Source organism: Ruegeria halocynthiae (genome assembly GCF_900106805.1).
In the GTDB taxonomy this organism is placed as follows: domain Bacteria; phylum Pseudomonadota; class Alphaproteobacteria; order Rhodobacterales; family Rhodobacteraceae; genus Ruegeria; species Ruegeria halocynthiae.
In genome coordinates this window covers 129,559-151,185 of record NZ_FNNP01000002.1, presented here as the reverse complement: position 1 = coordinate 151,185, position 21,627 = coordinate 129,559, and the positions used below count along the sequence as shown (strand labels likewise).

General features: G+C 51.7%; 15 protein-coding genes. 7 read left to right on the top strand and 8 right to left on the bottom strand.

Annotation, left to right across the window (positions count from 1 at the left end; translation table 11 throughout):
• Genes BLU89_RS09895 through BLU89_RS09880 form a run of 4 tightly spaced genes read left to right on the top strand, consistent with a single transcriptional unit; the run spans position 1 to position 7,265 of the window.
• Entirely contained in the window at positions 1-1,011 is a 1,011-nt protein-coding gene (locus BLU89_RS09895) for a glycosyltransferase family 2 protein (protein ID WP_074736676.1), read from the top strand.
• A 2-nt stretch (positions 1,012-1,013) separates the two neighbouring features.
• The gene (locus BLU89_RS09890) at positions 1,014-5,633 is read left to right on the top strand and encodes a MupA/Atu3671 family FMN-dependent luciferase-like monooxygenase (protein ID WP_083347721.1); all 4,620 of its coding nucleotides are present in this window, start codon (positions 1,014-1,016) and stop codon (positions 5,631-5,633) included.
• Positions 5,630-6,340: a 4'-phosphopantetheinyl transferase family protein gene (locus BLU89_RS09885; RefSeq protein WP_074736674.1), complete on the top strand. Its 711-nt coding sequence runs from the start codon at positions 5,630-5,632 to the stop codon at positions 6,338-6,340. Before BLU89_RS09890 ends, BLU89_RS09885 begins: the two co-directional genes overlap by 4 nt.
• On the top strand, positions 6,327-7,265 hold the full coding sequence (locus BLU89_RS09880) for a hypothetical protein (protein ID WP_074736673.1): 939 nt from the start codon (positions 6,327-6,329) through the stop codon (positions 7,263-7,265). Before BLU89_RS09885 ends, BLU89_RS09880 begins: the two co-directional genes overlap by 14 nt.
• 97 nt (positions 7,266-7,362) lie before the next feature.
• On the opposite strand, the gene rfbA is transcribed toward BLU89_RS09880, so the two are convergent.
• From rfbA to rfbC, 4 genes are read right to left on the bottom strand one after another with little or no spacing between them, the layout of a single operon-like run.
• Complete coding sequence (gene rfbA, locus BLU89_RS09875; protein WP_074736672.1) at positions 7,363-8,229, bottom strand: glucose-1-phosphate thymidylyltransferase RfbA; 867 nt, start codon at positions 8,227-8,229, stop codon at positions 7,363-7,365.
• 11 nt (positions 8,230-8,240) lie between these two features.
• On the bottom strand, positions 8,241-9,110 hold the full coding sequence (gene rfbD, locus BLU89_RS09870; RefSeq protein WP_074736671.1) for a dTDP-4-dehydrorhamnose reductase: 870 nt from the start codon (positions 9,108-9,110) through the stop codon (positions 8,241-8,243).
• Positions 9,107-10,147 carry a dTDP-glucose 4,6-dehydratase gene (gene rfbB, locus BLU89_RS09865; RefSeq protein ID WP_074736670.1) on the bottom strand — a complete coding sequence of 347 codons (1,041 nt, stop codon included), beginning with the start codon at positions 10,145-10,147 and terminating at the stop codon, positions 9,107-9,109. The genes rfbD and rfbB overlap by 4 nt, the downstream gene beginning before the upstream one ends.
• Positions 10,147-10,713, bottom strand: coding sequence for a dTDP-4-dehydrorhamnose 3,5-epimerase (gene rfbC, locus BLU89_RS09860; protein WP_074736669.1), 567 nt, complete (start codon positions 10,711-10,713; stop codon positions 10,147-10,149). The genes rfbB and rfbC overlap by 1 nt, the downstream gene beginning before the upstream one ends.
• Positions 10,714-11,336: 623 nt before the next feature.
• Here rfbC and BLU89_RS09855 point away from each other — a divergent pair.
• Entirely contained in the window at positions 11,337-12,218 is an 882-nt protein-coding gene (locus BLU89_RS09855) for a hypothetical protein (RefSeq protein ID WP_074736668.1), read from the top strand.
• Positions 12,219-12,704: 486 nt separating this feature from the next.
• Here the strand turns inward: BLU89_RS09855 and BLU89_RS09850 are convergent, their stop codons facing one another.
• On the bottom strand, positions 12,705-13,673 hold the full coding sequence (locus BLU89_RS09850; protein ID WP_143030553.1) for a hypothetical protein: 969 nt from the start codon (positions 13,671-13,673) through the stop codon (positions 12,705-12,707).
• Between the two features lie 320 nt (positions 13,674-13,993).
• On the opposite strand from BLU89_RS09850, the gene BLU89_RS09845 reads away from it, so the two are divergent.
• A complete protein-coding gene (locus tag BLU89_RS09845; protein WP_074736666.1) occupies positions 13,994-14,863 on the top strand; it encodes a glycosyltransferase family 2 protein in 870 nt (289 codons plus the stop codon).
• 374 nt (positions 14,864-15,237) lie between these two features.
• Here the strand turns inward: BLU89_RS09845 and BLU89_RS09840 are convergent, their stop codons facing one another.
• The 3 genes from BLU89_RS09840 to BLU89_RS09830 all read right to left on the bottom strand — a co-directional run bounded on the left by BLU89_RS09840 (position 15,238) and on the right by BLU89_RS09830 (position 19,616).
• Positions 15,238-17,331 (bottom strand): NAD-dependent epimerase/dehydratase family protein, encoded by a 2,094-nt coding sequence (locus BLU89_RS09840; RefSeq protein WP_074736665.1) that lies wholly within the window; start codon positions 17,329-17,331, stop codon positions 15,238-15,240.
• A gap of 10 nt (positions 17,332-17,341) precedes the next feature.
• A complete protein-coding gene (locus BLU89_RS09835) occupies positions 17,342-18,322 on the bottom strand; it encodes a glycosyltransferase family 2 protein (protein ID WP_074736664.1) in 981 nt (326 codons plus the stop codon).
• A 580-nt stretch (positions 18,323-18,902) separates the two neighbouring features.
• Complete coding sequence (locus tag BLU89_RS09830) at positions 18,903-19,616, bottom strand: class I SAM-dependent methyltransferase (protein WP_074736663.1); 714 nt, start codon at positions 19,614-19,616, stop codon at positions 18,903-18,905.
• 360 nt (positions 19,617-19,976) lie between these two features.
• Here BLU89_RS09830 and xrtD point away from each other — a divergent pair, with 360 nt between their 5' ends.
• The gene (gene xrtD, locus BLU89_RS09825) at positions 19,977-21,572 is read left to right on the top strand and encodes a VPLPA-CTERM-specific exosortase XrtD (RefSeq protein WP_074736806.1); all 1,596 of its coding nucleotides are present in this window, start codon (positions 19,977-19,979) and stop codon (positions 21,570-21,572) included.
• Positions 21,573-21,627 lie beyond the last annotated feature (55 nt).

Genomic DNA, 21,627 nt, shown 5'->3' with positions numbered 1-21,627 from the left:
ATGTCTGGCCCCAAACTACTGACGGTTATCCTGAACTACAAAACACCGGACATGACCCTGCGGTCAATCAATGCTGCACGGCAGGCGATGGCCGGGATCGCGGGAGAGATCATCGTCGTGGACAATGATTCAAAGGATGGCTCTTTCGAGGCTATCTCGACCCATATTCAGAAACAGGGCTGGGACCGGGACAATCATGTGCGTGTCATACAATCTGGGCACAACGGCGGATTTGGCGCGGGTAATAATGTGGGTATTCGGGCCGGTTTGTCCGATGGCTCACGACCCGATTACGTCTACATCCTGAATTCCGATGCTTTCCCTAGCCCCAACGCCATCGACCTGTTGCTAACGCATCTGGAATCAACGCCAGAAGCAGGTTTTGCAGGCAGCTATATTTATGGCGAAGACGATGACCCGCACCTGACCAGCTTTCGGTTCCCCACAATTGCCGGCGAATTCGAGGCAGCTATCAAATTCGGGCCCGTCACCAGACTGTTCAAGAACCGGATCGTTCCTATTCCCATCCCGTCTGAGACCCGCCCGGTTGACTGGTTGGCCGGTGCCAGCCTGATGATGCGGCAGAGCGTTCTGGATGAGATCGGCCTCTTTGACGAACGGTTTTTCCTGTACTTCGAGGAAACGGACTTGTGTCGACGGGCCAGGAAGGCGGGTTATCGCACCGACTACGTGCGCCCCAGTGAAGTCATGCACATCGGTTCTGTTTCAACCGGCATGAAAACCTGGAGCCGGGTGCCGACTTACTGGTTTGATTCCCGCCTGCATTATTTTGTTAAGAACCACGGAGCATTTTATGCCGCTTGCGCCACATGCGTGCATTTGGCAGGTGGCTTTCTGCATTGGCTGCGTTGCTTAATCACAAATAGGCGCAGTGGTGTTCCACCTTATTTTTTGCGTACCCTTGCCTGGCATGATCTGTCCGCTTGTTTCCGCGCACTAATGCGCAAAGGCAAACAGGACACCCTGTCCAAGCCTGTTATTGGAGAGTAATGATGTCGCTCAGCACATTTCTTATCGGCCATGAATCCCTTGTCATTCAATGCGGGGAAATGCTGCTGGAGGCGGGGCACAGCATTCAGGGGGTGGCCACGCGCAATTCAGATGTCGAGGATTGGGCAAAGTCCCATTCGCTGCCCTTTTATACGCCTGGCCCGGATTTGCTGGTTCGCATCGAAGGGGCGCCGTTTGACTGGTTGTTCAGCATCGCCAACCTTGATTTGCTGCCTCAGCCACTTTTGGACAAAGCTCAAAAGGGCGCTGTAAATTTCCATGACGGGCCGCTGCCACGCTATGCGGGCCTGAACGCGCCAGTTTGGGCGATACTGAATGGCGAAACGCAGCACGGGATTACTTGGCACATGATCTCGGGCGGTGTGGATGAGGGTGGCATCGTCGCTCAAAATCTGTTCGATATCAGCGACAACGAAACCGCTCTGACGCTGAACACCAAATGCTATGGCGCCGCGATCGAAAGCTTTAGCGATGTGATCCTAGCGCTGGAAACGGGTCAGGCTCCGGCCCCTCAGGATTTGTCGCAACGAAGCTATTTTGCCAAAAACGATCGCCCCGAGGCAGCGGCCCGGTTGGATTTTGCAAAGCCCGCGCGTGAACTGGTCTCACTGGTCCGTGCGCTGGATCACGGAGACTACTGGAACCCACTTTGCCGTCCGAAGGTAGAGCGCGATGGTCATATCTGGCTGATCGGTTCGGCCAGAGTAAACCATCAGCAATCCGACGCCGCGCCCGGCACTATTCTTGCCAGCAGCGCCGAGAGCTTGACCGTCGCCACCGGTGAGGGGGCGCTCGAGATCGGCAACTTGCAGAATGGTCTGGGCACGCCTGTGCCGACTGATGGCGTTTTGAACGGCGGCAGCGCCCTGCCCACGCTGACTGCCGAACAGACGGTCTCAATCAATCAGGTCATCACAGATACGCTGACCGCCGAGCCGGAGTGGCGCGCTCGGCTGGAAACGCTGCAATCTGTCGACATTCCTCTGATCAATTCAGCTTTGCCGTCGGGCGCTCCGCGATCGCAGGCTCTGCATGTGCCTGCAGGTCTTGCAGAGAGCGCGGTTCAAGCTGCACTGGCCACTCTCATGTCGCGCCTTGGGGATGCCTCAACCTTCGACCTGGCGCTTTGCTTGAACAAAGCGGCCTCGCCTTATCTCAACAGCTGGGTTCCTGTGCGCTTTACCGCGGAACAGACATTCGCGGACGCACAACAACGCTTTGATCAAAGCATCATTCAAGCGTGCGAACTGGGTCCGTTTGCCTGCGATCTACCGGCACGGTTGCCGGGCGTGGCGCCGTTGCAAACGCCTGTGATAGGACTGGCAGACGCGATATCAATTGGGCTCATACCGGGCACAAGTCTGACACTCGCCACATCCGACGGGCAGGCCATGTTGTTCGCCGACAGCGGTCATGTTTCAGAGGCGGCCCTGCATCTGTTTGCCGCCCGATTGGAGAATCTTCTTGCCTCGCTGTCTGATCCGCTCACTGCGGATCAGCCGATTGCCGAACTTCCCATTATTCCAGAAACCGAACGCACCCAGATCCTGATGGACTGGAACAACACATCCATCGCCTATGACGAGACCACCTGCGTACACGAGCATTTCGAAGCACAGGTCGAACGCACGCCGGATGCTCCTGCGTTGGTCTTTGAAAACCTCAGCTTTTCTTACTCAGAATTGAATGCATTGGCCAATCAGGTTGCACATGTCCTGCGCGAATTGGACGTGGGACCTGACACGCTTGTGGGTTTACATGTCAAACGCTCTCCGCTTTTGCTGATTGGTGCACTGGGTATTTTGAAGGCAGGTGGAGCATATGTTCCCATGGATCCAGCCTACCCAGCAGACCGGACGGCACTTTATCTTGAGGATAGCGGAGCAAAGGTCGTTCTGACGGAATCTGCGCTGGCATCCGGCTTACCAGCCCACGGCGCGCAACCTCTGCTGCTGGACACGGATGAGCGGTTGGGAAGCGCACCGACGGACAATGTCGACAGCGGCGTGACCTCTTCCAACCTCGCATATCTGATTTATACCTCGGGTTCGACAGGGCGGCCCAAAGGGGTAATGGTCGAGCACCGCAACGTGTCGAATTTTTTCACCGGCATGGATGATCGCATCAGTTATGACCCTGCCGGAGTCTGGCTTGCGGTGACCAGCCTATCCTTCGACATTTCGGTGCTCGAATTGTTCTGGACCTTGGCGCGCGGGTTCAAACTCGTCCTCAGCGACGACGAGAACCGTGCTTTGGTGGCTGGGGATTCAGCCCCGGGCAAATCCATCACCGGCAAAGGGATGGAGTTCAGCCTGTTCTATTGGGGCAACGACGATGGCGTTGGGCGTGACAAATACAAACTGCTTCTTGAGGGCGCGAGGTTCGGCGACCAGAACGGGTTCTGCGCGGTTTGGACGCCCGAGCGTCATTTCCACGCTTTCGGAGGCCCCTACCCTAACCCCTCGGTTACTGGCGCAGCCGTTGCAGCCGTAACCGAGAATATCGGTGTGCGCGCGGGCAGCTGCGTTGCGCCCTTGCACCATACTGCGCGCATTTCCGAGGAATGGGCGGTGATCGACAATCTTACCAATGGGCGCGCGGGCCTTGCCATCGCCTCGGGTTGGCAGCCTGATGATTTCGTTCTGCGACCCGAGAATACGCCGCCCGAAAACAAACCCGCGATGCTTGAAGCAATCAACACTCTACGCCAGCTCTGGGCCGGTGAAATGGTAGAGTTCCCCACCAAGTCCGGGGACATGCATGGTGTGGTTACGCAACCGCGCCCGGTCTCAAAAACGTTACCCGTCTGGGTTACCACCGCTGGAAACCCGGATACCTGGCGCGAGGCAGGGGCCATCGGGGCCAATGTCCTGACTCACCTGCTGGGTCAGAGCGTGCAAGAGGTCGCTGACAAGATCGGCATCTACCACACTGCCTTGCGCGAAGCGGGTTATGATCCCGACGATTACAAGGTCACTCTGATGCTGCACACCTATGTTGGGCAGGATCGCGAAGAGGTGCGCGAAGTCGCACGCGAGCCGATGAAGGACTACTTGCGTTCGGCTGCCGGGCTGATCAAGCAATATGCTTGGGCCTTCCCCGCCTTCAAGAAACCCAAAGGTGTGTCTAACCCGTTCCAACTGGATTTGGGTAGTCTCTCCGAAGATGAAATGGAAGGCATCCTCGATTTCGCCTTCCTTCGTTATTTCGAGGATTCCGGTCTGTTCGGTACCCTCGAAGATTGCCTGAACCGCGTCGAGGAACTGAAACGGATTGGTGTCGATGAGATTGCCTGCCTGATTGACTACGGAATCTCGGTTGCTCAGGTGATGGAGGGGTTAAAGCCATTGGCCGAAGTACTGCGCCTGTCAAATCAGGGTACAGAACTGGCTGAGGATGATTATTCCATCGCTACCCAGATCATTCGCCATAAGGTCAGCCATCTGCAATGCACTCCAAGCATGGCGCAGATGATCTTGATGAGTGATGAGGCGCGCTTTGCCCTCTCCAAGGTAAAACACATAATGATTGGCGGCGAGGCGTTGCCCGGATCTCTCGTCAAACAGATCAACAAGCTGTCTCCGGCGCATATCGAAAACATGTACGGACCCACGGAAACGACGATCTGGTCCACGACGGAAACCGCGACGGCCGCAGAGGGCGTGGTCAATGTCGGAACTCCGATCGCCAATACGCAGGTCTATGTGCTGGACGAAGACATGAACCCCGTCCCCATTGGTATGGCCGGAGAGTTGTATATTGGCGGTGCCGGTGTCACCCGCGGTTATTGGCAGCGCGAAGATCTGATCGCCGAGCGTTTCCTCCCCGATCCGTTCTCGGAGATAACAAACGCTCGGCTCTATCGTACCGGAGACCTTGTGCGCTGGCGGACGGACGGACGGCTCGATTTCCTGGGCCGCGCCGATCTTCAGATCAAACTGCGTGGCTACCGTATCGAATTGGGCGAGATCGAAAGCCTGCTGGACGCGCAATCCGGTGTACGTCAGTCGGTTGTCATCGCGCGCGAAGATACGCCCAATCTGGTGCAACTCGCGGCTTATATGACTGTCGATCAGCCTGTCGATGAAAAGATATTGCGCCAGGCTCTGGCTTCTAAACTACCGGAATACATGGTGCCAACGCATTTCGTCACCTTGGGCAGCTTTCCGTTAACTCCGAACCGGAAAGTGGACCGCAAGGCCTTGCCTGCTCCTGTGGATCAGAAACCTCAGGTCACGCCTGGGGCGGCCGCACCAGTGTCTGGCGGTTCGGTCGCACAAAAGATTGCTGCGATCTGGTCGCAATTATTGGGCGTTTCTGACATCAGCGGGCGGGACAACTTCTTCGATCTTGGCGGGCATTCCTTGCTGGCGGTGCAGGCGCATCGTGAAATTCGCAAAGACCTGAATGTGCCGAACCTCAGCATTACTGATGTTTTCCGGTTCCCGACCCTATCGGCGTTGGCCGAGACGGTTGAAAAGAAGACGGGCGTAAAGTCAACTGAAACTGCCTCTGCCCAGCCATCACCCGATAAAGCCAGCAGCCGCAGCGATGCAATGGCACGGCGGCGCGAGATGCGGGCGCGCAGACGCTCTGCGTGAGCCGGCTTGAGCAGATAAGAGCCGAGTTACAGAATGTACTTGGCCCAGATATTGGCGTTGGGGTAACGGACCCCAAAGCGCTGAATGGGGCCTTGTTGCCGGAAGAAGAACCAGCCATGGCGAATGCCCTCAACAAGCGACGGCTGGAATTTGCTTCGGGCCGTGCGGCTGCGCGCCAGGCGATGAAAGACTTGAACTTGCCCTCTTACGCCATCCCAATGGCCGCGGATCGCAGTCCGGTCTGGCCTGCCGGAATTGTGGGCTCCATCACCCACAGTGACGACATCTGTATTGCGGCCGTGGCACATGACTATCACAAAGTCAGCATCGGCATCGATGTTGAACCAGAGGCGCCGCTGGGTTCTGAATTCGAAGAGATTATCTGCACCCCGTCCGAACGGGCCTGGCTGGACACCCAAGGCTCTGCTCAGCATCGACGGCTGGCGACACAAATTTTTTGTGTGAAAGAGAGTATTTACAAAGCACTCTATCCGCTGACCGGGCAGGTGATTGGGTTTAACGAGGTAGAGTTAGAGCTGCCATTTCAAAACTGCACAGGTTTTGTCCTGAAGGCGAATAAACAGACCGAGACCCTGTCGGTCGAAACCCGACTGATCACCATCAGGAACTTTATTTTCACCTACGCAGGTTTTGCCGAAATACCGTTCTCAACAGCGCACAGGCACAAGTTTTATGATCAGACTTAAACGCTATGTTCCAGCATTCGCCTTGCTTGCATTGACCGCATTCGCCGGTTTCATGCGGCTTGGCACGAGCAAGCCGATGGACGCTGAAGCTTTCAATGCGCTGTATGATACGCCAGCCCCTGCGCCATCTACCCCACAAAATGTCTTTCACCTTGGCCATAGCCTAGTTGGCCCTGACATGCCGTTGATGGTAAAGCAACTGGCCGGGAATGAGCACAATTTCAGCAGTCAGTTGGGTTGGGGCACCCCATTGATGGCGCATTGGGAGCCGGACGAAACCATCAACGGATTCGAGATAAGGAACATGCCTTCGGGGCATCAGGACGCCAGAGAGGCGATTGCGACCGGAGACTACGACACACTTGTGTTAACCGAGATGGTCGAAATACGCGACGCCATCAAATACTTCGACAGTGCAAAATACCTACATGAATGGGTGCAACTCGGGAGACAATCCAATCCAGAGATGCGCATTTACCTGTACGAAACCTGGCACATGTTGGACGGCGCCGAAGACTGGCTGGAACGGTTGGACAATGATCTAGAGCGCTATTGGGAGACGGAAATCCTCCGCCGTGCCGCAACATATGAGGATAAGCCAGAACCAGTCTATATCATACCTGCCGGTCAGGTCATGGCGCAGTTTGTGCGAGAGGTTGAAAACCGTGGGGGTATCGGCCCCATTTCTAATCGCAGTGATCTGTTTTCGGACAACATTCACCTTAGTGACTACGGTCTATATCTCGTTGCACTCACACACTATGCGGTACTGTATCAGACATCTCCGGTCGGCCTGCCGCACAAGTTGGCAAAGGCGGACGGTACAATTGCGGATGATCTTGGTTCAGAGGCTGCGCAATTGATGCAGGAAACCGTTTGGGATGTCGTCCAGAAAAATACGAGGACAGGTGTTGCATCAGACTGAATTCTACTCGATCTGTCCGGCAGGATCGCGCGCAGATAGGGGTTCAAAGGTCGGCATTTCACGTCGATACAAATCCATAGAGCGGCGCACCCCTGGCTCAGTTCAGCAGGTTTTTTAGGTACGCACCGTAGGTCGATTTGACGAACAATTGGGCGCGCTCTTCCAACGCCGCATCGTCAATCCAGCCATTGGTCCAGGCAATCTCGTCCAGGCTGCCGGTTTGCAGGCCTTGTCGATCAGTGAGTGTGCGCACAAAGTTCCCGGCATCCAACAAAGACCCATGGGTGCCCGTATCCAGCCAAGCAAAGCCGCGACCCATGGTCTGAACGTTCAACAGACTTTCTTTAAGATACATCTCGAGCAGCGAAGTAATCTCTAACTCACCACGCTCAGAAGGCTGGACCTGTCGCGCCCGTGCCGGTGCGTCCCCATCAAGAAAATAAAGCCCGGTTACTGCGTAATTCGAGGGTGGAACTTTGGGTTTTTCAACGATGCCCCGTGCTTTCTTACCCTCGAAATCAACCACTCCATACCGTTCGGGATCGGCTACACGATAAGCAAATACTGTCCCGCCTTGCATTTGCTCATTTGCCTCTAGCAACAGATCCGGAAGGCCGTGGCCGAAAAAGATATTGTCACCCAGAATCATCGCTGACGGAGCACCTGCAAGAAAACCCTCGGCCAGCGAATACGCCTGTGCCAGACCATCCGGAGAAGGCTGTGTGATCCAGGTCAGCGAAAGCCCATATTGGCTGCCGTCGCCCAGTAGGCGTTGGAACTGATCCTGATCCTGCGGGGTAGTGATAATTGCGATCTCTCGGATGTTGGACAGCATGAGCACACTGAGGGGATAAAAGATCATTGGCTTGTCGTAGATCGGCAGCAACTGCTTCGAAACCGCCATGGTGATCGGGTAAAGCCGGGTGCCGGACCCACCGGCAAGAATAATACCTTTGCGCTGCATAACTTGTCCTCTCAGGGTTCAGGCGCCTGTGTCTTCAGCTCGGCCAATACATTGATCAGGCTGGTTTTCCAGTCAGGTTGCAAGATTTCATAAGTGTCCTTGAGGCGCGAACACTCGAGGCGTGAATTCAGCGGCCTGGGTGCGGGGGTTGGGTAATTATCGGTCGGAATATCCACGATCTGAACGTCTAAGCCCGCCTGCAATACAATCGCCCGTGCGAAATCTGCCCAACTGGCTTCGGGAGCGCCGGAATAGTGAAACACGCCCCCGTCTGCTTGTTTGCCACGCATGGCGATGGTTATCAGTGTGCCGGCGATATCGGCAGCTGGTGTCGGCCCCCCGATCTGGTCAGCGACAATAGCCAACTGGTCTCGGGCTGCGGCGAGCCTGAGAATGGTTTTTACGAAGTTGTTCCCATGAGCCGAGAAAACCCAGCTTGTGCGCAGAATTGCGTGCCATCCGCCTGCTTCAGCAACTTGGCGCTCTCCGTCCAGCTTGGTCTGACCATACACACCCAGAGGGTTGGGCTGGTCTTCGGTTGTGCGAGGCACATCACCCGACCCATCAAAAACGTAATCTGTCGAGATATGCAAAAATGGCAGGTCACGATCGGCCGCCGCGCTTGCCATGGCACCCGGCGCATCACTATTGATCAGCTGAGCCAGCCTCTGTTCCTTTTCAGCCTTGTCGACCGCTGTGTAAGCGGCGGCATTGATAATTACATCGGCATCCGTATTCCGGACAATCGCAGCACAGGCCGACGGGTCAGACAAATCCGCCTGAGAACGCTTCAGCGCCTCGACTTCGACACCATGCAATTTCGCCTGCCGCCGTAATTCAGTGGCCACCTGCCCGTCATAACCGAACATCAGTGCCTTCATTTTGTTATTCCAAGCCTCTCACCCACTCCGCTACGCGCCTGCAACGCACTTAGCCACGCGCGATTGTCCAGATACCACTGAACCGATTGCTCAAGCCCCGTTTCTGGTGTGTAAGAAGGTCGCCAATTCAGTTCTTCCCGGATGCGGGTCGGGTCAATAGCATAGCGACGATCGTGGCCAGGGCGGTCGGTGACGAAGGTGATCAGATCGGCATATGGCGTTGTTCCCGGCTTCAACCGATCCAAAATCGCACAGAGCATTTTGACCAGATCGAGATTGGTCATCTCATTCTCGCCGCTTATGTTGTAGCTTCGGCCCAGCTTGCCCTTTTCCAACACAAGTAGCAGCGCTTCGGCATGGTCTTCGACATGCAGCCAGTCGCGTATATTGTCCCCTGCCCCGTAGATTGGGATGGGTTTTCCAGATAACGCGTTGAGGATCACGACCGGTACAAGCTTTTCCGGAAACTGGAAAGGCCCGTAGTTGTTCGAACAATTGGTCACAACCACCGGCAGGCCATACGTTTCCCGCCAAGCCCGTACAAGGTGGTCTGAGCCCGCCTTCGAGGCAGAATAGGGAGAATTGGGCTGATAAGGACTGTCTTCCGTGAAGTAACCGGTTTCTCCCAACGACCCGAAAACCTCATCGGTCGAGATGTGATGGAAGCGAAAGCTGTCGGGTTTGTCGGAATTCAGCCAATATGCACGGGCTGCTTCCAGTAACACATATGTCCCGGTTATATTGGTGTCGATAAAGGCCGCAGGGCCATCGATCGAGCGATCCACATGGCTTTCAGCCGCCAGATGCATGATCGCATCAGGTTGGTACTGCTCCAAAATCGACGTCATTGCACCCGCATCCCGGATGTCGGCCTTTTTGAACGCATAACCTGACGCATCCGCTACCGAGGCGACATTATCCAGGCAAGAGGCGTAAGTAAGAGCGTCGACATTCACGACCGAATGCCCCTGGGCAATCGCGCGGCGGATAACAGCAGAACCGATAAAACCTGCACCGCCCGTGACCATGATTTTCATTAACTATCCTCAATCGTAAACGGGGTCTCTATCTCGCGCAAAAACGGGGCTACACTATCTTTATCTGACAATTGCGGCTCAGCCATGTCCAGCGGCCAAATAATTCCAATATCGGGATCATCCCACCGAATGGCGCCTTCTGTTTCAGGCGCGTAGACTTCCGAGCACTTGTAGATAATTTCAGTATCAGGCTCCAAGGTCATGAAACCATGTGCAAAACCTGCGGGTACTAACATCATTCGACCATTCTCAAAACTGAGTTCCTCGCCAACCCATCGGCCAAAAGTGGGCGAACCTTTGCGGATATCGACAGCGACGTCAAACAGCCTACCATGCCCGCAGCGCACCAACTTCGCTTGTGCCTTCGGAGGGGATTGGAAATGCAGGCCGCGTATCGTGCCGGACGTGCCGGAAAGCGAGTGGTTATCCTGCACGAAGACCGTATCAATTCCGCAGGCGGTAAAACTGTCCAGATTGTAGGTCTCAGAAAAGAACCCGCGATGATCGCCAAAGCGCTTGGGCGTGATCAACTTGATTTCTTGAATTGCAAGCGGTACCAAATCCATTGTCAATATTTTTCGTCTATCCAATTTGCTCCATGGTCCAAAAACCTTGTCATACCTGCTCTAAAATCGCCACGGGTTTTGTGGGGCTTTATTGACAAAATGGGCCCGCTTCCAACCTTGAGTGTAGTTCTATGTGTCAACGGCAATGGTGATCAGCAGGGATCAATTCGCATCAGCTTCGCCTGTGTGGTCGATAGTGATTTTTAATGCATGGCCTACATCTGGTGCATTAGAGCGAGGTTTTCCGGCACCGATCAGTCTACGGTAGCCCAATAGACCCAATGAATGCAGTTCATCGAAAACTCCATGACCCTCACAAACAGCGAAGACGGGTGGTTGAAGATTACTGCTTCAATAAATCTAAAGTATGGGAAGTCGACGCGGATCACGGTCAAATTGACTGCAAATGGTGGTGCTTGAAAAATTATCGCATCTGACGGCCTATTCTCAAAAACTGCTGTACAGCTTTGGATCATTCAGCCAGGTAAACGACGCAACGGTTGCGCGAACCCACTGTTCAGTCATGTCTATCCGCATTAATCGCTTAGTGTCAGGTTTGGTTCCTATAGGTTGAACCAAATCGCCAGGCATGATTAATATTGTCGCAAAAGTATTACCTTCTTATGAGTTTGAGTGCAGCGAATATGTCAAGAAACTTCATCATTCTTTTCCATGCGCGGGAAGGCAGCACCGCGATTGTAGATGCACTTAGTCGGCATAAAGACATTTCAGTTCCCATACTGGAAGAGCTTGATAGATTCTGGATTAATAAGTTCTACAAGAGTAATCCAGATTTTAACTTATTAAATACTATGGATAAGATTTTTTCCTCTAATACGTTTGATCTCGGTGACGATTGGGGTTTTCAAAACTATATTTCATCAAATAAACGCGGGCAGCCGGTTGAGTCCATCGGATTTAAATGGCGACCTCATGGGCCCATAAAAGATATAGCCAAAATATTTAAGAAAAACAACGTGCAAGTCTTTATCTTGGCGCGCCGTGATTTTTTGGAACTCGTTGCCAGTTTGGCAATCAGCAAAACCGCAAAGAAAGGTGCTGCTGGCCACGGCCACGCGCAATTTGACTACGCAAATATGTCAGAGCAAGAGCAAGCGAGTTACCGAAAAAACTTAGAAACAACAATGCATCGCGTTTCTCTTGCTTCAATTTTGGGAATAATGTTTCGCAGAATCGCAGTTGCTATTCGATTTCGGTTGTTTGCGCTTCGATTGACCTTTCTTGGTGTTGATATCAAATACTTATTTTACGAAGATTTTCGAGATGAGCCTGAGGATTTTTTGAATGATATTTGCAGCTACGGGCTACTCTTGCAAAAGAACCTGGATTCGCTAACGGATGGCCAGATCATAAAAAAGGCCTCCCAAGTTCCGGCGAGAGATAGAATTATTGACTACGATAGAACATGTTCTTTCTTTGTTGTTAGAATCCTCCGTAAAATCTACAGCTATTTAGTTATAGAAAAAGTTAATAAAGGTAGCTAATGGCTGGGCCGGAGGTATATTATATCATAATATACATTCGTACCTTATTGAGTATATATTTTTCCTATTTGATCCAGGTGTTTATCCGCCTCAAATCCAACCTCTCTCATGATGAGTTTTTTGGTCTCAATTCACATTCTTTAACTTTGATCAAAGAACGAGCAAATAACTGAGTGCCTACGCTGCCCTAGCCCACTGCACCAGTGATGTAGACCTGTTACTACAACGTAAGTTTTCGACGCGCGCTCCACAGAGCGTTTATTGCAGATTTGGGAAAAGTTAAGTTTAGAGAAAGTAATAGGCGTGTCCAGACGAAGATTGGAGAAGTCACTGAAGTGGAATGGCCGCAAGTCAAATAATTGCGACCCAAGCTCGGGAGGCTGACCATTGCCGATGATATTTCCCCAAAAGACCCAAGCTTAGATCGGAAAATGAGGTGGAGGCTGCAATGATAAGTCTGTGCGCAACTATTGCAGTCACCCTGACTTACACGACACCGGCGCGAGGATAGTTCTGGATCAGATCGTAGATCATTTCCTGGATATAAGTCGCCTGCTCCGAATTTGGCGCCGGGTCCAGGTCAATTCGGGCATAAACTTTGCCACGAGGATCGACATGGTGCACGACGTACATGTGCAGATACGCAAGCGCTAAACTGCCAAACCCAGTTGGGTGCACATCATCCCCCCACCAGTCTGGACTGGTCAAAAACGCTTCACCATCCGCTATGCCCGGAACTTTACCTGCTTCGGCATCATCATAGATTCGCATCATCATCGCATTGCCGGGTACGATCCATATTTTGCCATCGGATCCGACATTTCTTTCAGCTGCAGACGCAACATCCAGATGTTCGACTTCGTCATGTAACAGACGATCGCGCCAGTTCTTTGGGATGTACACGTGCTTTTCGTCGGGACGGGTATAGTTCGAGTGCCCTGGCCAAGGCGTGTAGTAAAAGAATTCACTTCCTTGGCCATTATTCCCGATCTTTTGGGACCGTTTGAACCAATCCGTCATGGTTTGCCGACGTTCCGCTCTGATTTCATTAATCCATTTATACTTATCTTCATATACGGAAAACGGATAGGTATCGTTTCGTTCTGTAATGATAATTGCTTCATAATCCGCAATATCATTCCAACCGCCTTCGGGCTCGTTCTCTTGACGATAAAGCATGGTCGAGCCGGGAACCGTCGAGCGGGCGATGTTCGGTTTGCCGCGCCCGAGAGTTTTGAGAAGTTTAGCATAATGCTTGTCGGGCCATCCCTCTCCCATCCAGATAGCTGCGTCGGTCAGGCTGTGCCCTGAATGAATCTGTCGAGAAAATACAGGTAATGGGTCACGTTTGGTCGGAGCTGAACTGGCCCTTGAAACTGACGTTGTGAGGATGAGCGCGGGTGCGCTCAGGACAGTCTTCAATATGTCTCTGCGGTGAAAGTACTGATTGCTCATCTGGCCCTCTCAATCGACTATTCCTATAACACGGGTAGAGTTGTCACAATCAAACCAAAAACTTACGGTCATTGGAACAAGAAACACAGATCAATATAGTACGGAATTAGGTTTGGGCCTGAAGTTTCAAGAGGCCATCAGTTTTGCTAGGAGTTGCGCATTACAGTTACTTTGTTTTGGCTCCTAGTTTCGCCATGCCTGCACGGAGGAAATGGGATTTGCCTATGAGTTCGGTCTATATTTACTTGAGATTTTGGGCGATTGAGGCTGACGCACATTTATATGATATTTAGCTGACTGTGCCTGCAAGGTTAACCAACATGGAAAACTCAGTGTTTGTCACCGATAACAAGGCTTCCGATTGTTCACTCAGTGTTATTATCGCAGCTCGAAACGAAGAAAACTATATAGCAAGTTGCCTTTTCTCACTTCTGGCGCAGGATCAGTCCGTCGATCAGGTTGAAGTGATTGTGGCTGCAAATGCCTGCACCGACCGGACCGTTGCAATTGCCAAAAGTTTTGAGCCAGAGTTTGCCGCGCGTGGTTGGGATTTGATTGTGCTGGACTTACAAATAGGTGGTAAGCTTAGGTCCCTCAATGCGGCTGAAGGCCAAGCGCGGGGGGCAGGATTGGTTTATCTGGACGCTGATGTTCATTGTGATCCGGCGTTATTGGGGCAATTGGCGCGTGCATTGACTACGCCAGAACCAGTTTATGCCACGGGCACACTTGCCGTGATGTCCGCCCAGACCTGGGTCACACGCGCATATGCCGGTATGTGGGTCAGATTACCGTTTGTGACCGGCGGTGCTGTGGGGGCAGGCCTTTTTTCGGTGAACCGCCCAGGGCGGGAAAGATGGGGCTCGTTCCCAGACATTATTTCTGACGACACATTTGTTCGACTGCACTTTGCGCCTGAAGAGCGTATTGAAGTTCCGGCACTATATCATTGGCCGATGGTTGAAGGATTTCGAAACCTTGTGCGTGTTCGTCGCCGCCAGGATACGGGGGTCGCCGAAGTGTATAAGCACTATCCTGAACTTGTTCGAAACGAGGTTAAAAATTCCTTGGGGTTGCGGGGTCTGGCAAGGTTACTTTTTGCCAATCCAAAGAATTTCATAATTTATTCCGGCATCAACCTACTTGCGCGTTTACGCTGGAGCACTTCTGAGTGGACGCGCGGACGCTGACTTATCAATCACTTCCCGCCACAAAGCTCTTAGCCCTTTCCTAGAGCAACTGTATTTGGGGAGTCCGAGGCGAATACAGTAAACAATCTGGTCACGTATAGGTATCAAATCACATCACCAGCTCTCTGTGAGGCCGAGAAACTCAGGCATAGATCAGCGCCAGCACATGAGGGACCCTGTTGCTGCGTTCAGCCGCGCGAGTTCGTCGGTCAAACAAAGTGGCATTGACCGGCATTGTATAACCCGATCATCTTCCCGCTACGTGAGGCTTAAGGACTTCTGTTACTCGTCACATCGGGAAAAAGTTCATGACCCGACGTTTCGCACTCATGCGGGGCAGGCAAGAAATCGAACAGCGGCCCAAGGCTTGGATATTAGAAGCCAAACATACTGGTATTGTTGATCGCCAAGCTCACAAATTTCTCGACATCAGCTTCCGGCGACCAGCCAAGAACCGATTTGGGTTTCGTGTTGTCAAACTGGGATAGATGCGCGCGACTCTTCCAATCGCGCAAATTTGGTTTTGACAAACCACGACGGCCTAACACTTTGTGTTTTAGAAAAAACTTTACGACATCTGATGCGTAGTATGACCACAGCGGCCCTGATGACACCTTAATGCGCGGGCCAAGGACTCTGTGAATTTCATCAAAATAGTCACGCGCTGAAAGCATCGGTTCTCCGATGAGATTGAAACTCTCGCCGATGGCCTCATCCTTTTCTGCCATCAGGATTAGCCCCTCGACCACATCATCGACCAGAACGAACGGCAGTGTGTTTCGCCCATTTCCCCAGAGCTTAATGGCCCCCGGTCCATGCCACCTGCCGATCCCCCAGTGTTGCAATGGCCCCCCACAGCCCACAACAATGCCTGGGCGCGCGATACTCACCGCCAAACCCTTTTGCTCACACAACGCCATGAGGCGAGACTCGCATTCTGCTTTGGACCGAGCGTAGATATTGCGGTTTTGCATGTTACTTTCGAAACCGGTGTTTTCGGTGATGTTTGTTTCGGAATTGGACATGTCATAGGAAGCGATTGTGCCGGTATATACAAATCTTCGCACATTTGCGTTCAAGGCTGCCTCGGCGATGCGCTCAGTCACAGCAACATCGTTTCTCAGCGCCGCCTCCCAAGTTTGATCCTCAGATTTACCGAGGTGATATACGGTGGTGATCCCTTCCATAGACGCAACGATTTCGGCTTCATCATGCAGCGACACACTTCGGGTCTCGACCTTATTGGATATGTCATCGAAAGAGTGCGTTTCGCCTCTCGACAGGACCCGCACATCCACACCCTTTTCAACCAGCTTTCTGGTAAGCACACGCCCAATGAACCCCGTCCCTCCGATGACAAGTGCCGTTGGGTTTGGCTTACTTCGCGGTTTGGCAGGTTTGGGGTCTTCGGGTAAGAACGCCAGAGTCTTCTCGATAGCACTCATGACCGCATGGGCGTTAGAGCCCGAAAACCGGGCATCAACCTTACGATTTTCGGCAATTGCACGGTAAAACTCGGCGCACATACCGCGAAAGCTCAGGCCATAGGGTGACTTTTGATTGAGAGAAATAAGTTGCCTTGCGCTGTTTGTTAAACCTTGCCCCAAAAGGCTGATGCCTTGTGCGGTCGCATTGCGAAGAGGATTGAGCACAAGACCAGAAGTGTTGGCCTCGGCCAGAACCAATGTATCATTTGCATAGTCAAGACGTGCCACGGCCGAAGATCCACGCAAAACCACCGAGCGGTCATCGTGGGTTTCGACAAGAGACAGGTTAATGGTTAGGTCGACCCCACCCGCGCGCGCCAGAATGCGCCAAATCTGTGGTCTGCTAAAACCTCCGGGTAAATCGATTTCGTTTGTGGTTTGCAAATGGAGGATTTCGAGGGGCCCAAACAGATCGACTGCGAAAGCAAACAGATGAGGCCCAAGTTCCAGCAACAGATTTCGCGTTTCACGCATAAGCCAGATGCTGTATGGGCCAGAACGAAGCGCTCCTAAAGGAAAAGCCCAGTTGATCTCAGCAGATGAGATGCGCCCCAGACATCCGGATTTCTGTTTCTGCTTGAGTCGCACGTAAGATGGCAGCGCAAGAAAATTGTGCCCTGCCGCCCACAGTACTCCGCGTTTCGTCGCTTCGGAGTCGATAGCTTCGACATCGGCAGAAGTGAGAGCTACGGGCTTCTCAATCAGCACGGGCACGCCGGCGGCGATGCAGTCTAGTGCAACCTTTCGATGAACACTTGGCGGTGTTAAAACATGGACAGCATCAACAGCATTATCGGCAAGCATCTTGTCGACCGAAGAAAATGATTCAATCCCTCGAGCAGACCCAAACAGTTTTGCAGCGCTTGAGTTAGCGTCGACCACACATGCAAGCTCAACGTTATCGGTCGCAGATATCGCATCTGCGTGCCAATTTGCGATATAGCCTGCCCCAATAATTCCGACACGAATTGGTTTTTTCATCTCAGCAAATTCACTTGTACTCAATAATCAACATGTCAGAGCCCTTAAGCTTGCGCCACCTGTAGGTCAGAGCGCCAATGAGGTTTGGGAATTTCGACAACAGAAAGAAAAAGGCATAGCGCATGGCACGGCTTTTGGGCACTCCTGAAATCGTCAGCCCTCGCATTGTTCGAAAAAACGAATAACCATAGATCAAAACCACCAAGAAGAACAAAGGCAGAAAAATCAAAATACCCAATATCCCCAAGGCGGGTAAAACAGCCCCATAGATCCAAGTTCTTCTACGTTCCCGCACAAAGTAGTCTGGGTGTATATTATTTACTTGCTCAAATCCATGTCCAGTTCGGGTTGCCCGGCTCCACCATTGATTGAACTCAAACATGTTGGCGTCATGAAGTGTCATTGCAATTGGCAGGCGGCGCAGACGCCAACCAGCTTTGCGAAGTCTCACACAAAATTCGTCGTCTTCCGCTGCAATAACTGCAGGGTTAAAGCCACTCACCTCTTCAAATGCCGAAGAACGCACCATCATATCACCACCACACGCCATTATGTCGCCTGAAGGTCGATGCCATTCGTAGTCGCACATTTCGTTAAAAATGCTAGCCTTTGGGTTGATTTCAGCGCGCCAGCCCGTAACAAGCGCAAGCTCCGGCTCATCGGAAAGGGTCGCTGTGGCTTTTTCAATGTAACCGCTCTCTAGTAGGCAATCGCCATCAACAAACTGGACAAACTTTGGTGAATTTGGCTGACTCAGAATAAACTCAAACCCTGCATTGCGCGCACGCGCCGCAGTGAATGGTAGGTCATCACCCAAACAAACACATTTTACACCCAGTTCTTCAGCGTGATCGACAGAAGAGTCGGTTGAACCACTGTCTACATAAACCACCAGCTCAACTTCGCTCGTCAACGATTTCAGACAATTGACCAGGCGGTCGCCTTCATTTCTTCCAATTACAACAATGCCGGTGTCTGCACGCGCACTCACGCCAACTCTCGCTTCGCCAAATGGTCAGAAACAATTCCACCTATCCACTTATTCGCGAAGCCTTGCGACGCATAGTATGTTTTTTGAATAAAATACGAACAATCAAATCGATGCATCAACACAACGGGCAAACCTTTGATAATACACAACATAGATACTTACTGACAGTGGTCGACAAAACCGAGCAGACAGGTTTTCCACAGCAATTTGATACAAAATTCATTCCAGGGCCTCAAGTCTCCACTCTATGGGATTGATCACAACTCTACAAAGAAACTGGCGCAAAAGTAGGGCAGATCACCAATTCTGACACGCAAACTCATTGTTTTATCAGGCGACCTGACCTGCCCCGAAGCCGCCATCGTTGTGATGTCGAGCTCGAAGAAGCAGACGAATGCGCAAGAACCCCTTCATCGAGGCGCAGTTAATCGGGATGATCAAGGTTGCGCACTTGATCCGCTCGCGGCAATTCACGCCCGGCCTCTGTCCATTTCAGTGTGATCTCATCGGTCAGCAAGAAACTTCGTAACACAACCAAACCAAACTTCCTGAATTGAGCAGAGTTTGTTGAAAAAAATGTTCAGGCATGTGCCAGCTCGAACATTACGTTGTTTTTTTCTTGCCCCCGCCCGTTGAAGCCGAGCTGTTGGATCGCGCCAAGCTCATTATAGGATAGGCCATTATTCTTTGCTATTCGCTCATAAAAATCGCCTGTGCGGTTCACAAATGGGAACTCTAGCCACTGGCTCTCTTCTGATATGTTATTGTAGTTTGCCCAATAACGACCCTTCGGCGAGAGTCGTTTTTTAACATTGGAAAACAGCGCGTTAACAAGATCATCGCTTAGATGAAAAAGTACCGAAAATGACCATATTACATCAAAGGTTTCGTCACCCAAGGAAGAAGCACCAAAATTGTCAGAGACAATTAACCTGGGATTTTTCCGTGCGAGACCCGCGCGTGCTATTTCATTATAAGCCAAATTCGACACGTTCTCTCTGATGTCAACACCCGTGTAATTTCCGGCATCTAGTAACTGTATCAGAGGGATCCCTAGCGTGAGTGGGCCACTGCCAATCTCGAGAAAGCGAGTTTGTTCATTCAATCCGTTTTCTTGCAAGAAAGCCATTTGGAATTCACGATGATCATCCCACTGTCCATCAAACCCCATTGCCTCAGCCAAATTTACACGGCGCATTTCTTCCGTCACGCGCGACATTTTCATAGCATGATAAAGAAACGCCTGCGCTTTCATCGAGTACGCACCAATTGTTCTTCTGCCCGGAAACCTCATGTTAATATTCTCCTGCAAAGATTAATGTTACAAATGCGGCAATACGAAAGCCGGCCCAGTTGGTTAAAAACCCCCACCAACAGTTGTTCTCTCTCCCGGTCAGAAGCTACCATCAATCAAGTTCCGGTCAAGTTTAGCTGGATGACCTCGCCCATTGCGTAGCAAACCCTGAAATTCGGGAGGCATAAATTCCCAGGTTCTCATATTCGCGCGCTACATATTCGAACGATGTATGACAGGCGTTCAAACACCTGCGATCATACGTTAAATTGTTGAGTGGATTATTGTCGGTGGCTGAGCTATGATATACCGTCAGTTGTGTATAGTGTCGCCTTTTTAATGGGCAGAGGTATCAAGTCGTTGGACAAATTATCGAGTCCGCAAACCACGTTGGGTGCTGCTTCCGCACTATCAACTTGGGGTATGTTTTGGTTGCTGGTGATCACACTAGCATCATTTCTTTTCTTCGAAGATGGGTTTTCCGAACTTCTGTCAGCCTGGCGCTTGCCAGAATATAGCCATGGCCCCCTTATTCCCGTACTGTCGTTGTTTCTGTTTCTACGTCAGTTGAAGACCGTTCCGATCGATACACAATCTGTGTGTGACCGAAGACCCGGTGTTGCATTACTGGTTTTTGCTTTTGCATTGGCCTTGATCGGAAAGCTTGTGCAGATCGGTGACATCGTCGCCTATGCCATGATACTTTGGGTCGGGGCGGTTGTTCTGCTTAGTTTTGGTTGGCAGCAGGGGCGGCAATTCTGGCCGCCCGTTTTTCATTTGATCTATATGCTGCCCTTGCCAATCGGCCTCTACTATGGAGTTTCCACATACCTTCAGGGCGTATCATCCGAATTGGGGGTATTTTTCCTCCAAATGATGAATGTTCCTGTTTTTCTGGATGGCAACATTATTGATCTTGGGGTCTACAAGCTGCACGTGGCAGAGGCGTGTTCGGGTTTACGATATCTGTTCCCGATCCTCAGTTTCTCTTACATCTTCGCAGTCTTGTACCAAGGTCCAGTTTGGCACAAAGCGGTCTTGTTGATTGCTGCGGCGCCGATCACGATTTTGATGAACTCAGTGCGAATTGCGATCGCTGGGGTAATTGTCAACAACTATGGCATTGAATATGTTGAAGGTTTCTCGCATTTCTTTGAAGGATGGGTAATATTTGCCGCCTGCATATTCATTCTATTTTTGCTGGCTTGGACACTGGTTTTGCTACGCCGTGACAAAATAAGTTTAACGGATGCGCTGGATCTGGAAACGAGCGGTGTTGGCGCTCAGGCCATGCGATTGCAATATCTTGCACCATCGGCGGCGTTGGTCTTTTGCTCTCTCTTGGCCGTGAGTCTCACAATTTTATGGCCTACAATTCCTAAACTCGAAACACATACCATCTCACGCGATCCTTTCGCTCTGTTCCCATCTGACATAGATGGCTGGCAAGCTGGCCACCAACGTGCGCTTGATCCCGTCATCGAGCAAGTATTGGGCGCGGATGATTATTACTCGGCAGAAATCCGGCAGTTTGGCGATCAAGCTCCGGTTGATCTCTTTATGGCTTGGTACAGGGATCAGAATGATGGTGGCGTTCACTCTCCCGAGGTATGTTTGCCCGGTGCAGGTTGGGAAATTGCGCAACTGAATAAGATTGACGCACCCGTTTCGCCAGAAATGGCATTTAGCTTGAACCGGGCCATTATCCAAAAGGGTACGACCAGGATGCTTGTCTATTTTTGGTTTGAACAACAAAGCCAACGCACAAGTTCAGGGCTAAAAGCTAAACTTCTACTATTGGCTGGCAAAGTACGATACGGCCGGAATGACAGCGCAATCGTGCGTTTGATTACCCCCATTTCCAGCAATGATGATGAAGGTATGATTCAAGCGGAGAACAGGCTGAATGAAGCAACACGCAGCATTTTGCCGCAACTACCGAGATTTATACCGTGATGAGATAGTATTAGTATGCATGGTAACCCTTGGAAGCTTACCGGTTGGCTGAACT